Below are 13,796 nucleotides of genomic sequence, written 5' to 3' on the forward strand. Positions count from 1 at the left end.
GCGCTCTAGCGCCGCGACAGCGTGAGAACCCGGCCGGACAGGTCCAGCCGAACCCGCCAGCGCGACCATTCCTCGGTGCCGATCGACCCTGAAAGCGCCGGGTCGAGGCCGGCGATCAGGCCCGAGCGCGGCTCCTCGCTGAGTTCCCCCAGAAAGGAAAAGGCCCGCAGATGGCCGGCCGCGCTGTTGCGGGCCAGCGGGTCGTAACCTTCGGGCACAGGCTTGAAGGCGGCCAAGCGGTCACTCAGGCGAACCTGGCCGGCCGAGCCCCAATCGACCGCGAACAGGCCGGCGCGAGCCGAGCGGTCGTCGGCGACGGCGGCGGCCACGCTTGGCACGCCGCCGACCAGGGTCAGCGGAACCGCCCTGCCCCGCAGCCGCCCCCGCGTCGGGCCGTGGATGCGAACCCGGCAGGGGGCGAAGTCCAGGTCGACCACCTGGCCGGCCAGGGCATCGGCGCCGATGACCCCGGCGATGGGGGTGTCGAAGCCGGGGGCCCGGAAGTCGAGGTCGACGACCTTGACCGGCAGGGCGGCAAGGCTGAGGCCCGCGACGCGGACCGGGGCGACCAGATCGAGCGTCGTGATGCCCTCGCCCTGGGCGCGGGTCTCGTGGATCAGGGTGGTGGGGGCGCTGGGGTCGATGAGGTAGTCGCCGGCGATGCCCGCCACGCTGGCGGGCGCCACCACGGCGCCGTTCTCGAACCAGCAGTCGGCGGCCATGGCCGGGAAACTGATCAGCGAGGCCGCCAGGGCAGCCGGGATCAAGCGGGGTAGACGGCCGCTCAGCCGACCGCCCGGGCCAGAGCCTGGCCGACCGTCGGCGTGGCGGTGTCCTGGTCGATGCGGCGCAGTTCGCCATCACCGACCACCTCGTCGCAAGTGGCGCAGACCAGCCTGGGCCGGAAGCGGTGGCCGTTGTGGGTCATGTGGTTGGGGCCGCAGCCCTCGCCGTACACATGGCGCTCGCCCCAGTCGTAGAGGGTCAGCAGCACCGGGCGCAGCTCGCGGCCCTTGGTGGTCAACAGATATTCCTGGCGCGGCGGGCGCTCAGAATACTGCCGGGCCTCGAGCACCCCGTGGGCGACCAGGGCCTTGAGGCGCGAGGCCAGCACATTACGGGCGACGCCCAGCCGTTCCTGCCACTGCTCGAACCGGCGCGTGCCGTTGAAGGCGTCGCGCAGGATCAGCAGGGTCCAGGGATCGCCGACGACCTCCAGGGTGGCGGCGATCGGGCAGCTTTGGCGGGAATAATCGGCGGTTCGGCCCATGACCGTCAAATTGTGCCTTCCCTGGGCGGAAGGCAAGGGGGTTTCCTTTGAGAACGCCCTCACCACCCCGGCGAAAGCCGGGGTGGTGATCGGGTTACTGCGCCGGCGCCACGACCGGCTTACCCTCGGCCTTGGCCTTGGCGGCGGCTTCTCTCGCCGCCTTGGCGGCGGCGGCCCTCTCCTGGGCGGCCTTGGCGCGAGCCTCCGCCTGGGCCTTGCGAGTCTCGGCCTGGGCGGCCTCGCGCTCAGCCTTGGCGGCGGTCTGCTTGGCGAGAGCCGCCTCACGGGCCGCCGCGTTGCGGGCTTCAGCGGCCTTGCGCGCCTCGGCGTTGCGAGCGTCGGCCTGCTGCTTGCGCTGTTCGGCGGCGGCCGCCGCGCGCTGGGCCTTGGCCTCCGCCTGCTTGGCGAGGGCCGCTTCACGGGCCGCCGCGTTGCGGGCCTCGGCGCCCTTGCGAGCCTCGGCGTTACGGGCATCGGCCTGCTGCTTGCGCTGCTCGGCGGCTGCCGCGGCGCTCTGGGCCTTGGCCGCAGCCTGCTTGGCGGCGGCAGCCTCACGGGCCGCCGCGTTGCGGGCCTCGGCGGCCTTGCGAGCCTCGGCGTTACGGGCGTCGGCCTGTTGCTTGCGTTGGTCAGCCGCGGCCGTCGCGCTCTGGGCCTTGGCCGCCGCCTGGTCAGCAGCGGCGGCCTCGCGAGCCGCCGCGTTGCGGGCTTCAGCGGCCGCGCGAGCCTCGGCGTTACGGGTGTCGGCCTGCTGCTTGCGCTGATCGGCGGCAGCGGCCGCGCTCTGGGCCTTGGCGTCCGCCTGCTTGGCGACCGCCGCCTGACGCGCGGCGGCGTTCCGGGCTTCGGCGGCCTTGAGCGCTTCGGCGTTGCGGGCCTCGGCCGCGGCGCGGGCTTGCGCCATCCGTTGCTCGCGCTGCTTACGGTCCTCCTCCAGTCGATCCTGGCGAACCTGCTGGAGCTCCTCGGCCCGGCGGGCGACGACCAGAGGCGGCGGGGCGTCGTCGCGGCGACGCTCGGCCCGGTCGGCCCGGCGCCAGTCGTCGTTGCGGCCATAGACCTCGCGCCATTCGTCGCGTTCGCGGTCGGCCAGCACCTCGCGACGCTCCCAGGTGGCGGTCTCTACCCGGCGGCGCTCGGCCCGGCGGGAGGCCGTGCGCAGCCGCTCGGCCCGCTGGTAGTAGCGGCTGGCGTAGGGCGCGCGGCTGTTGCGGTAGTCGGACGGCAGGGCGCGACCGTAGCTGTCGTAGACGATGGCCAGGGAGCCGCCATCGTAGGCGTAGCCGAAGTCCGGGTCGCGGACGAACCAGGGTTCATCCTCGCCCGCGCGGTAGTAGTAGTAGCGCTCCCCGCCGTAGGGCAGCGGCTCCATCACCCGGCGGCCGTAACGGTCGTCTTCCCAGTAGACCGGGTCGACGTCGTCGTATTCGTAGGAATAGTCCGGGGCCCGGTCGGCGTAGTAGCCGTCAGCGGCCGACACGTCCCGCCAGTAGTCGCGTTTGGCGGCCGGGGCGCTGGCGGCCAGGACAGGGACGACCGGGGCGTCGGGAAGGTTCTCGGCGAGGGGCGCGACCTCGTCGGTGAGGGCGATGGCCAGCTGCTCAGAGGCCGGGGCGGCGGCCGCCGGTGGCGGCGCAGCCGGCTTTTGATTGCAGGCGGCGAGGGTGAGGGCCGAAACGGCGACGGAAACCAGCAGGACGGGCCGGAACATGGCGGTACTCCTTTGAGGGGGCCCAGTCCGGGCGTTCAGGTCTGAACGTCCGGGCGAGCCACTCGGCTCCCGGCGCACTTGCCGAGACCCTCTTGATGCATCATGTGACAGCCCGCGCCTGAACCTCGCCTGAACCTTGAGGATACCTCCATGTCCGCCGATCCTGTCGTCATCGCCTCCTTCGCCCGCACCCCGATGGGCGGTTTCCAGGGCGCGCTTTCGGGCGTCAAGGCCACCGAGCTGGGCGCCGTGGCGGTGCGGGCGGCGCTGGAGCGGGCCGGGATTTCCGGCGACAAGGTCGAGCAGATCATCATGGGCTGCGTGCTGCCGGCGGGCCTGGGCCAGGCCCCCGCCCGCCAGGCGGGCCTGGGCGCCGGCCTGTCGCTGGGCGTCGAGGCCACCACGGTCAACAAGATGTGCGGCAGCGGCATGCAGGCGGCGATCATGGCCCACGACGCCCTGGCGGCCGGCAGCGCCGAGATCATCGTCGCCGGCGGCATGGAGAGCATGTCAGGCGCCCCCTACCTGCTGACCAAGCACCGCGGCGGGGCCCGCATCGGCCACGACACCATCAAGGACAGCATGTACCTGGACGGGCTGGAAGACGCCTACACGCCGGGCAAGCTGATGGGGGCCTTTGCCGAGGACTCGGCCCGCAGCTACCAGTTCACCCGCGAGGACCAGGACAACTACGCCATCGAGAGCCTGAACCGGGCCAAGCACGCCATTCAGAGCGGCGCCTTCGAGGCCGAGATCGTCGCCGTCGAGGTCAAGACCCGCAAGGGCGTCGAGATCATCGCGCAGGACGAGCAGCCGCCCAAGGGCGACGCCGCCAAGATCCCGACCCTGAAGCCCGCCTTCGCCGCCGACGGCACAATCACCGCCGCCAACGCCTCTTCGATCAGCGACGGGGCCGCCGCCCTGGTGCTGACCCGCCAGTCGGTGGCCGAGCGGCTGGGCATGCCGATCGTCGCCCGCATCGTCGCCCACGCCGCCCACGCCCATGAGCCCGGCCTGTTCACCACCGCCCCGGTCCCGGCCATGCGGAAGGCCCTGAAGAAGGCCGGCTGGAGCGTCGAGGACGTCGACCTGTTCGAGGTCAACGAGGCCTTCGCCGTGGTCGCCATGATCGCCCAGCGGGAACTGGGCATTCCGCGCGACAAGCTCAACGTCAACGGCGGCGCCACGGCGCTGGGCCATCCCATCGGCGCCTCAGGGGCCCGCATCCTGGCCACCCTGCTGGCCGCGCTGCAGGCGCGGGGCGGCAAGCGGGGCCTGGCCAGCCTGTGCATCGGCGGCGGCGAGGCCACCGCCATGGCGGTGGAACTGGTCTAGCGGGCGGCGGCCGCCTTCTGGGCGGCGTCGAGGACGTTCATGATCTGACCGCCGGGCATGACCACGTCGCCACCGCGCTGGCCGGCCGGACAGGGGCCGATGTAGCTGGCGTCGATCTTCATATCGATGACGCCGTTGGCCGCCGCCTGGGCGGCGCCCTCGGTCTTGACGGTGACCAGCACCGTGAAGTTGCGGCTGAAGTCGCCCTTGGCGGCGCCGGACGAGGTGGTCTCGCCGCCCATGGTCGTGCGGCAGACGGTGTAGAAGGTCCAGGTGCCGTCGGGTTGCTTGCTGTACTCGCGCTTGGAGCAGTCCTCGGCCTGGGCGGCCGGGTTGACCCAGGAGACGGCCTCGGACGACTTGGCGTCGACGCACATCTTCATGGCCATGGTCCGGCCCATGACGGTGTTCTTGTACTCCCACTGGCCGAAGGTCGGTTTGGGCGGACCCTCGGGAGCCTTGGCCTGCGCCACCGCCGGCTTGGCGTCGTCGCCGGCCACGTCGGCCTTGTCGGCCCCCTTGTCGCAGGCGGCCAGGGCCAGAAGGCCGATCAGCGAAACACCGGCAAGAACAGCGCGCATGACTTTTTTCCCCGAGAAGGTGGTTTTGCGGGACGATAACGGGGATCGGACGGGCGCGCGAGGCGCTATATTCACCCCATGACGACGATCACCGACAACACCGCCGCCGGCCGCTACGAACTGATCGAGCAGGACCAGACGGCCTACGCCGACTACCGCCGCGAGGGCGGCCGGCTGTACATCGATTACGTCTTCTCCCCCGTGCCCCTGCGCGGCAAGGGGACCAGCGACCGGCTGATGCGCGGCGTGCAGGCCGAGGCGAAAGCGCGCGGCGAGGAGATCGTGCCGATCTGCGGCTATGCCGCCGCCTGGCTGAGGCGACACCCGGGATGAGGCTGGCGGGAGCCGTCCTGGCCGGGCTGCTGACGACGGGGCCGGCGCTGGCCGCGCCGCCTGTCCCGCCGCCCGCGCCGCTGATCGCCAGCTGGACGCCGGCGGAGATGAAGGCGCTGGCCCAGGGCATGGGGCTGGCCGTCACCCAGGAGGCGCGGCTGGACAACGGCGACCCGGTGCTGGCGGCGCGGTCGGCGGCCGGGGCGGCCTTCGTCATCCAGGGCGCGGCCTGCGACAAGCTGCGTTGCCGGGGCGCGACCCTGATGGCCTTTGTCACCTACGAGACGCCGGCCAAGGCGCAGGAGGCGCTGAAACGGCTGGACTTCGCGGCGGTGCAGGTGCGGGCCGACGAGCCCAAGGTGCTGACCCTGAGCCGCTATCTGGTCTTCGACGGCGGCGTCCATCGCCAGAACCTGGAGGCCAATCTGCAGCTGTTCCTGGCGGTGGTGGAGCAGGCGCGCGGGCTGATGTGAGGTTGCCGCCGGGCCGCAGGCGGGTATCGTTCCAAAAAAAGGGAGCGATGCGATGAGCGGGCCGATCGACAAGGACCTGCGGGCGCGGGCCCAGGCGGTGATTCCGGGCGGCATGTACGGCCACCAGTCGGTTGGCCTGCTGCCCGACGACTATCCGCAGTTCTTCACCGGCGGCGACGGCGCCCACGTGACCGACGCCGATGGGCGGCGCTACCTCGACCTGATGTGCGCCTACGGGCCCAACCTGTTCGGCTATGGGCATCCGGAGATCAATGCCTCTTACGTGCGCCAACTGGAGATCGGCGACGCCCTGACCGGGCCGACCGGGCTGATGGTCGAGCTGGCCGAGGCCATGGTCGCCATGGTGACCCACGCCGACTGGGCGATGTTCTGCAAGAACGGCACCGACGCCACCACCATGGCGATGATGACCGCCCGGGCTCACACGGGGCGCAAGGGGCTGGTGCTGGCCAAGGGCGCCTATCACGGGGCCGCCCCCTGGTGCACGCCGCGGCCGGCCGGCGTCATCCCCAGCGACAAGGCCCACCAGCACTTCTGCGCCTACAACGACATCGCCAGCCTGGAGGCGGCGGTGGCGGCGGCCGGCGACGACCTGGCCGCCATCTTCGCCGCCCCCTTCCGGCATGACGCCTTCATCGACCAGGCGGCCCCCGACCCGGCCTATGCGCGGCGGGCGCGGCAGCTGGCCGACGAGCGCGGGGCCCTGCTGGTGGTCGACGACGTGCGGGGCGGGCTGCGGGTGGCGCGGGACTGCAGCTGGTCGGTGCTGGGAGTGGCGCCGGACCTGTCGACCTGGGGCAAGTGCATCGCCAACGGCCATCCGATCTCGGCCCTGATGGGCAATGACAAGGCCCGCAAGGCGGCGGCCTCGATCTATGTGACGGGCAGCTTCTGGTTCGCCGGGGCGGCGATGGCGGCGGGGCTGGAGACCCTGCGGCTGGTGCGGGAGATCGACTATCTGGAGCGGATGCAGGGCCTGGGCGCGCGGCTGCGGACCGGGCTGCATGAACGGGCCTCGGCGGCCGGGTTCGGGCTGCGCCAGACGGGACCGGAGACCATGCCGCTGTTCCTGTTCGACGACGACCCCGACCTGCGGCTGGGCTTCGCCTGGTCGAGCGCCATGCTGGCGCGCGGCGTCTACGTGCATCCCTGGCACAACATGTTCCTCTGCGCGGCGATGACGGAGGCCGACATCGACGGGGCGCTGGAAGCGGCGGAAGCGGCGTTCGGCGATCTGAAGCGGACGGCGGGCGGCTTGGGGCCGGTGGAGAAGCTGGCCTTCCTGGCGGCGCGGTAGGCGCCAGCCACAAAACACTCCCCCCGCGTTGCCTGCCGGCGCTCCGCCATGCCAGACTTTCGAAAAAGCAGAACAGAGCGGGAGAGAGACCATGGCCTTCACCGATTACGCCGAGCATGACGGGCTGGGGCTGGCGGCCCTGGTGAAGGCCAAGAAGGTTTCGCCCGGGGAAATCCTCGAGGCGGCGATCGAGAAGATCGAGGCCCACAACGGCGTGCTCAACGCCGTGGTCCACAAGGAATACGACGAGGCCCGCAAGGTCGCGGCCGGCGACCTGCCCGAGGGGCCGTTCAAGGGCGTGCCTTTCCTGATCAAGGACCTGGGCGCGCAGGTGAAGGGCTGGCCCAGGAGCTCCGGCTCGATGTTCGCGCAGGTCGCGGCCGACGCCGACGACAGCGAGCTGGTCCGGCGCTACCGGGCCGCCGGCGTGGTGCTGGTCGGCAAGACCAACACGCCGGAGTTCGGCATCCCGGGGGTGACCACCAGCCGGCGGCTTGGCCCCTGCTCCAACCCCTGGGACCCCAGCCGGATCAGCGGCGGCTCCTCGGGCGGGGCGGCCAGCGCCACGGCCTCGGGGATGGTGCCCCTGGCCCACGCCAGCGACGGCCTGGGCAGCATCCGCATCCCGGCCGCCTGCTGTGGCCTCGTCGGCATGAAGACGACGCGTGACCGCAATCCCAACGGCGGCGAGGACTACGACCGGGCCATCGGCTTCTCGGTCGACCATGTGGTCAGCCGCACGGTGCGCGACAGCGCCGCCATGCTGGACGCCACCGGCTATCCCGAACCCGCCAGCCCCTATGCCCATCCGGCCAAGGATCGGCCTTACCTGGACGAGGTCGGCCGCTCGCCCGGCAAGCTGCGGATCTTCTGGTCGCCGGAGACGCCAAACGGCAAGCCGATCTCCGAGGAGGTGGCGGCGAAACTGGCGCAGACGGCGGCGACCCTGAAGGCGCTGGGCCATGAGGTGGTCGAGCAGGGGCTGGGAGTGGACTACCGCACCCTCTACCGGGCCCAGGCGCTGGTCTCGGCCAGCAACTTCTCGGCCGGCGTGCGGCGCTGGGTCGAGAAGATCGGCCATGAGCCCGCCGAGGGCGAGATCGAGGGCCTGGCCCGGCGCGGCTACGAGGCCGGCAAGCGGATCACCGGCGACCAGGCGATGTGGGGCTGGCAGCAGCTGCGGATCATGAACCGCCAGATCCTGCGCAACTTCGAGAACTTCGACATCTACCTGACCCCGGTGCTGGGGACGACGCCGCCCAAGCACGAGTTCCTCGACACCCTGACCGACGACCTCAAGGCCTTCGACAAGGCCCAGTCGGCGACCTTCCCCTTCACGCCGCCGTTCAACTTCACCGGCCAGCCGTCGGTCAGCCTGCCGCTGCATCAGTCGGCGGACGGGCTGCCGATCGCCATGATGTTCACGGCCCGGTACGCCGACGAGGGGACGCTGTATCGCCTGGCCGGACAGCTGGAGAAGGAAATGCCGTGGAAAGACCGGCGGCCGGCGATCTGGGGGTAGGCCCTGGAGCGCGTTCCGATAAGTGGGAACTGGTTATCGGAACAAACGCGCGACAACGAAAAAACTAGAGCAGGCGATTTGATTCCATCAAATCGCGCCCTGCTCTAGTCGTAGGAGCCGGACATCGGGTCCTTGTAGGTCCCAGTCTCGGGATCGAAGCGCCAGCCGTACCAGTCCATGTCGGCCCGGTGGCGCTGGGGCAGGATGATCGAGGGCAGGCCCTGCACGGCGTCGCTGGCGTCGATGCCGACGCCTTCCTCGAGGGCGAAGCCGTTGTTCGTGCCTTGCGGGTCGGTGACGTTTGTCCAGCGGCCGTCGCGGTCCTCGACGAAGAACAGCACCTGGCAGCCGGCCGAGCCGCACCAGGAGGGATCGTCCTCCATCTGCACGACGGCGTAGCGACGCCAGGGGCCAGGACCAGCGGCGCCGATGAACAGGCAGAAGTCGCGGTCGTCGGGGTCGGCCTCGCGCACGATCTTGGACGCGGCGATGGCGTCGATGACCGGCTTGAAGGCGGCCCCGGGCTTGCAGGTGAGCTTGGCGACCGGGTTGTCGTAGGTGATCGCCTGGCCACGGCCCTGGGCGGCGGCGGGGCCGGCGATGACGGCGGCGATGAGGAGGATGAGGGGCAGACGCATGCGGGGCTCCGAAGTTGGGGAGAGCCTAGCGGCGTGGGCGGATGTGTAACGCCCTGAATAGGGGGGTGCGCGAGGGGAGGAGCCCCCCCTCCCCTTTATGGGGAGGGACAGCGAGGCGAAGCCTCGCAGGGTGGGGTACTCGCGTGACGGAGCGCCCGGCATCCGACTTCCCCACCCGTCACGCTACGCGTGACACCCTCCCCATAAAGGGGAGGGAGCGCGCGACAGCGCGTCACTTGGTGGATCAGCCCTCGTCGCTGTCCTTCGGCGCGTCGCCTTCGAAGCTCTTCGGGGCGCGGCGGCGCTTGGGTTTGGGGGCGGCTTCGGCGTCGTCGGCGGTCGGCGCCGGGGCCGAGCGGGAGAGGAAGCCGGGGAGTTCGGAGACGGCGCCGTCCTGGCCGCGCAGGCGGGGCGAGGGACGCTTGGGCTCGGCGGCCAGCGGGGCGGCGGTCATCGGCGCGGCTTGCGGCTCGATCACCTGCAGCGGATCGCGGGCCTCGGCGCGGGCTTCGGCGCGGTCCTCGCGGGGACGGTCCCGCTCATAGCGGCTGCGGCGGGGCTCGCGCTCTTCGCGCGGACGGTCTTCGCGAGGCGCTTCGTCGCGCGGCTGTTGCTGCTGCTGATCGCGCTGCGGGCGGTCGTCGCGGTCGCGGAAGCGGTCTTCGCGGGGACGCTCGTCACGCGGACGGTCGTCACGCTGTTGCTGCTGGTCGCGCGGGCGATCGTCGCGGTTCCCGCCCTGCTGGCCATCGCGGGGACGGTCGTCGCGCCAGCGGTCGCGCGGACGGTCGTCGCGGTTCTGCTGCTGGCCGCCCTGCTGGCCATCACGGGGACGATCGTCGCGGTTCTGGCGGTTGCCTTCGTAGCGGTCGCGGTCCCGGGGCCGGTCGTCGCGGTCGCGGTTCTGGTTCTGGCGGTTCTCGAAGCGCGGACGCTCCTCGCCGTCTTCGGCTTCCGGCTTGTTCTCGGTGGCCTCGGCGATCTGGGCCTCGGTCGGCTCCTCGTGCTCGGCCTCGAAGTCGATGTCCATGCCGGAGCTGTAGTGGTCGCGGCCGATGATGTCGGTGACCGGCCGGTTCGGCTGGATGGCCCGGATCAGGCGGAAATAGTGCTCGGCGTGCTGCAGATAGTTCTCGGCCAGCACCCGGTCGCCGCCGGTGGTCGCGTCGCGCGCCAGCTGCTGGTATTTTTCGAAGACGCTCTGGGCGGCCCCGCGGACCTTGATGCCCTCGGGTCCGTTGGAGTCGTAGGCGCGGTTGGCGTTGTGCTGCTGCGGCTTGTTACCGGTGTTCCGGTTGCGGCCGCGCTGCCGCTTCATGCCCTTGAAATCTCTCATGATGTCCCTGTCGCTCAGGTCCCGGTTGCACGGGCCTGGAAGCTTGCCTTGTGACGTATCGGACGCTGTGCTGGTCCGTGACTGTCCTGCTGGAGTGATCCTTGGGTTCCCGCCCGGCTCGCAGCCTCTTTGGCACGCGCGCCCGCCGCTTCAGGTCTCCCCGGTACGGCTTTTAGGAGTGGGAACGATTCAGGATGTAACCCCTCATCCGCCTGTTTCCAAGGGGTTTTTGAAACCAGTCACCACGCGATCGCGGGTTGCGAGGTCTTTTGTCGTCCGCACCTGGCCGGCGCCGGCCTGTTTGAACAGCGCTTCGACGGCCGCCGACTGGTCGTGGCCGATCTCCACGGCGAACAGGCCGCCGGGTTTCAGCACCCGCAGGATCTCCGGGGCCAGCAGGCGGTAGGCGTCCAGCCCGTCGGGGCCGCCGTCGAGGGCCAGACGCGGCTCATGGTCGCGCACCTCCGGATCGAGCGTGTCGATGTCCTGGGTCGGGATGTAGGGCGGGTTGGAGACGACGAGGTCGAACTGAGCCTCGCCCAGGCCGGCCGTCCAGTCGCCGTGCAGGAAGGCGGCGCGATTGTTCAGGTCGAGGTTGGCGGCGTTCTCCTTGGCCACGGCCAGGGCCTCGGACGATGAGTCGACGCCCAGCCCCCTGGCGGCCGGCCGCTCGGCGAGGATGGCCAGCAGGATGGCCCCACTGCCGACGCCGAGATCGAGCATCTGGAAGGCCATCCCTTCCGGGAAGGCCGGCAGCACGACGTCGAGGATGCTTTCGGTGTCCGGCCGTGGGGTCAGGACGTCGGGGGTGACCGACAGCATGATCTTCCAGAAGCCCTTGCGGCCGAGGATGTGGCTGATCGGCCGGCGACGCGACCGCTGGGCGATATAGTCGTCGAAGGTCGCCTGCTGGTCGGGCGTCAGCTCGCGGTAGGGGTCGGTGAGGATGTCCATGCGGGTGGCGCCGGCGGCGGCCTCCAGCATCAGGCGGGCATCGATCGACGGCTGGTCGACGCCGGCCGCCTTCAAGGTGGCCTGGGCGGTCTTCCAGGCGGTGACGAGGTTGGTCATCGAACTTCCAGAGTATCCCCGACGGCGATGGCCCCGCCGTCGGTGACGTTGACGTAGATGCCGCACAGGACATGGGCGTAGTGGTCGAACAGGGCGGCGGGGATGTCGATGTCCCGCTCCGCCGTGACGGGGTCCACGGCCGTGGCGGCGCAGCGGACGATGGGCTTGTAGACGGTGGCGCGGGCCTCGCCGAGGGACAACGTCCTGCCCGCCCAGTCGTTCTCGGCCCAGGCCGGCCAGCCCTCGACATAGAGGTTGGCGCGGAAGCGCAGGGGATCGACAGGGCGGCCGATCTTCTCTTCCAGATCGCGGACACTGGCCAGGTTGATGATCGAGACATGGCCCCGCGGGTGATCCATGAAGCGGTGTGCGCCGGGCCCTTCGATGACGTTCAGCGGACCGGTGGCGGCCTCGCCCAGCAAGGCGGCGAGCCAGGCCTCGAACGCGTCGCGGCCTTCAGCGGTGGTCAGGTCGCCGGCGAAGTCGGGCTGGCCCTCGGCGCTTGCGGCGAGCACGCCGGTGGCGGCGTCATAGGCCGTGCGGGCCTTGGCGACTTGCGCGATCTTGGCCAGGACGGTGAACCTCGACTTGGAGATATGGCCCGGCGCCGCGGGATCGAAGCCGCTGGGACCGTCCTCGACGGCGAACAATCGGTCACAGGGGAAGCAGGCGCCGGCCACCAGGTCGGCCCGCTGCAGCGGCTCGGGCGTGAAGCCCTTGACCGGGTGGCGATACAGGCTGTCGACATGAGCGCGCATGGCTCCAAGTGCCAAACGCGAAGGCCCGCCGCAACCCCCGGCGGCCTGCGGTGTTTGCCCCTTCGGAGGCGCTGGATGGCTTGGTTCAAGGGCGGGTCGCGCAAAGGGCCCTCAAGGAAGATGGCCGGGGCGTTGGGGCGCGGGGCCTATGGCCTCGGCGAGGGCGCCGGCCGCGCGGTCAGCTGGACGGCGAGCCGGGACTGGCGGGCGGCCCCCGGCGCGACGGCGCAGTGGGCCAGGAGCCGGCCTTACCGGCTGCTGCCGTGGATGGCGCTGATCGCCGCCGTCGGCCTGTGGCCGAAGACGACAACCGCGCTGGAGCCGGAGCCGGGCGGCAAGGTGATCCCAGGCGCCTCAGATCCCCGCCAGATGAGCAGCGCCGCCTTCGCCGCCGAGCAGCCGGGCCGGGGACGGGAGGCGATGCGGCCGACCCACATCCCCCTGCTCGGCTGGCGCGACGTCGCCTGGCGGGTGGTCATGGAGATCGGCCGCGACAAGCTGCCATCCGTGGCCGGCGGGGTGACCTTCTACGCCCTGCTGGCCATCTTTCCGGCCATCGCCGCCTTCGTCTCCCTCTACGGCCTGTTCGCCGATGTGGCGACGGTGCGCGACCAGCTGAACGAGATGCGCGGGGTGTTCCCGGCCAGCGTCATCCAGATCGTCGGAGACCAGATGCTGCGCATCGCCGGCACGCACGACGGCAAGCTGACCGTGGCCTTCGTGGTCAGCCTGCTGATCTCGGTGTGGAGCGCCAACGCCGGGATGAAGGCGATGTTCGAGGGGCTGAACGTCGCCTACGACGAGACCGAGAGCCGACCGTTCGTGCGCCAGACGGTGCTGAGCTACGCCTGCACCCTGGGGGCATTGGTGTTCCTGGCCAGCGTGGCGGGCATCCTGGTGGCCTTGCCGGCGGGGCTGAATTGGCTGGGACTGGGGGAACTGAGCCTGGTGTCGATCCCGCTGCGCTGGGGCCTGGTGCTGGCGCTGGCGGCCCTGGCCTTCACCCTGCTCTACCGGATCGGGCCGTCGCGGGCGAAGGCCAGGTGGCGATGGCTGACCTGGGGGGCGGTGGCGGCTTCGGCGATGTGGCTGGCCGGGTCGCTGGGCTTCAGCTGGTACGTGGGGAACATGGCCCATTTCGACGCCACCTACGGACCGCTGGGGGCGGTGATCGCCTTCATGCTGTGGGTCTGGTTCTCGGTGCTGATCGTGCTGGTCGGGGCCGAGCTGAACGCCGAGATCGAGCACCAGACAGCGAAGGACTCGACCACCGGCCCGCCGGCCCCGATGGGCGCGCGCGGGGCGGCGATGGCCGACACCGTCGGCGAGGCGCTGGATCTCAGCGAGGAGATCGCCGGCGGCGTGGGGGCGGTGAAGGAGGTCTGGAAAAGCGTCCTCAGGAGAGGGCGCTGACCTCCCTCCCCGAATTGGGGAGGGCAGACGCGCGGTT

14 protein-coding genes are annotated in these 13,796 nt (G+C 71.0%); 6 read left to right on the plus strand and 8 right to left on the minus strand.

Annotated elements, in window-relative coordinates; all coding sequences use genetic code 11:
• Positions 1-5: 5 nt before the first annotated feature.
• The 3 genes from AC1RSK_RS19630 to AC1RSK_RS19640 all read right to left on the minus strand — a co-directional run bounded on the left by AC1RSK_RS19630 (position 6) and on the right by AC1RSK_RS19640 (position 2,981).
• Complete coding sequence (locus AC1RSK_RS19630) at positions 6-767, minus strand: hypothetical protein (RefSeq protein ID WP_492909359.1); 762 nt, start codon at positions 765-767, stop codon at positions 6-8.
• 17 nt (positions 768-784) lie between these two features.
• Positions 785-1,270: a winged helix-turn-helix transcriptional regulator gene (locus AC1RSK_RS19635; protein WP_492909360.1), complete on the minus strand. Its 486-nt coding sequence runs from the start codon at positions 1,268-1,270 to the stop codon at positions 785-787.
• Between the two features lie 94 nt (positions 1,271-1,364).
• Positions 1,365-2,981: a hypothetical protein gene (locus AC1RSK_RS19640; RefSeq protein WP_492909361.1), complete on the minus strand. Its 1,617-nt coding sequence runs from the start codon at positions 2,979-2,981 to the stop codon at positions 1,365-1,367.
• 150 nt (positions 2,982-3,131) lie between these two features.
• Here AC1RSK_RS19640 and AC1RSK_RS19645 point away from each other — a divergent pair, with 150 nt between their 5' ends.
• Complete coding sequence (locus tag AC1RSK_RS19645) at positions 3,132-4,316, plus strand: acetyl-CoA C-acyltransferase (RefSeq protein WP_492909362.1); 1,185 nt, start codon at positions 3,132-3,134, stop codon at positions 4,314-4,316.
• On the opposite strand, the gene AC1RSK_RS19650 is transcribed toward AC1RSK_RS19645, so the two are convergent.
• Positions 4,313-4,897, minus strand: coding sequence for a DUF3617 domain-containing protein (locus AC1RSK_RS19650; RefSeq protein ID WP_492909363.1), 585 nt, complete (start codon positions 4,895-4,897; stop codon positions 4,313-4,315). The two genes, AC1RSK_RS19645 and AC1RSK_RS19650, sit on opposite strands and share 4 nt — an antisense overlap.
• A gap of 78 nt (positions 4,898-4,975) precedes the next feature.
• Here AC1RSK_RS19650 and AC1RSK_RS19655 point away from each other — a divergent pair, with 78 nt between their 5' ends.
• The 4 genes from AC1RSK_RS19655 (at position 4,976) to AC1RSK_RS19670 (ending at position 8,543) form a co-directional block, all read left to right on the plus strand.
• Positions 4,976-5,230, plus strand: coding sequence for a GNAT family N-acetyltransferase (locus AC1RSK_RS19655; RefSeq protein ID WP_492909365.1), 255 nt, complete (start codon positions 4,976-4,978; stop codon positions 5,228-5,230).
• Positions 5,227-5,703, plus strand: a complete 477-nt coding sequence (locus AC1RSK_RS19660) for a type III secretion system chaperone family protein (protein WP_492909366.1) — start codon at positions 5,227-5,229, stop codon at positions 5,701-5,703. The genes AC1RSK_RS19655 and AC1RSK_RS19660 overlap by 4 nt, the downstream gene beginning before the upstream one ends.
• Positions 5,704-5,755: 52 nt before the next feature.
• On the plus strand, positions 5,756-7,021 hold the full coding sequence (locus AC1RSK_RS19665) for an aminotransferase class III-fold pyridoxal phosphate-dependent enzyme (RefSeq protein WP_492909367.1): 1,266 nt from the start codon (positions 5,756-5,758) through the stop codon (positions 7,019-7,021).
• Positions 7,022-7,112: 91 nt separating this feature from the next.
• Complete coding sequence (locus AC1RSK_RS19670) at positions 7,113-8,543, plus strand: amidase (protein ID WP_492909368.1); 1,431 nt, start codon at positions 7,113-7,115, stop codon at positions 8,541-8,543.
• A gap of 104 nt (positions 8,544-8,647) precedes the next feature.
• On the opposite strand, the gene AC1RSK_RS19675 is transcribed toward AC1RSK_RS19670, so the two are convergent.
• The 4 genes from AC1RSK_RS19675 to AC1RSK_RS19690 all read right to left on the minus strand — a co-directional run bounded on the left by AC1RSK_RS19675 (position 8,648) and on the right by AC1RSK_RS19690 (position 12,346).
• Entirely contained in the window at positions 8,648-9,181 is a 534-nt protein-coding gene (locus AC1RSK_RS19675; RefSeq protein WP_492909369.1) for a hypothetical protein, read from the minus strand.
• Between the two features lie 244 nt (positions 9,182-9,425).
• Positions 9,426-10,517, minus strand: coding sequence for a DUF4167 domain-containing protein (locus AC1RSK_RS19680; RefSeq protein WP_492909370.1), 1,092 nt, complete (start codon positions 10,515-10,517; stop codon positions 9,426-9,428).
• A gap of 204 nt (positions 10,518-10,721) precedes the next feature.
• Positions 10,722-11,588, minus strand: a complete 867-nt coding sequence (gene prmC / locus AC1RSK_RS19685; RefSeq protein ID WP_492909371.1) for a peptide chain release factor N(5)-glutamine methyltransferase — start codon at positions 11,586-11,588, stop codon at positions 10,722-10,724.
• Positions 11,585-12,346, minus strand: a complete 762-nt coding sequence (locus AC1RSK_RS19690) for an MOSC domain-containing protein (RefSeq protein WP_492909372.1) — start codon at positions 12,344-12,346, stop codon at positions 11,585-11,587. The genes prmC and AC1RSK_RS19690 overlap by 4 nt, the downstream gene beginning before the upstream one ends.
• Before the next feature lie 75 nt (positions 12,347-12,421).
• Between AC1RSK_RS19690 and AC1RSK_RS19695 the strand changes: the two genes are divergently transcribed.
• On the plus strand, positions 12,422-13,759 hold the full coding sequence (locus tag AC1RSK_RS19695; RefSeq protein ID WP_492909373.1) for a YihY/virulence factor BrkB family protein: 1,338 nt from the start codon (positions 12,422-12,424) through the stop codon (positions 13,757-13,759).
• Positions 13,760-13,796: the final 37 nt, after the last annotated feature.

The sequence above is a fragment of the Caulobacter sp. GW821-FHT11A05 genome (genome assembly GCF_058809015.1).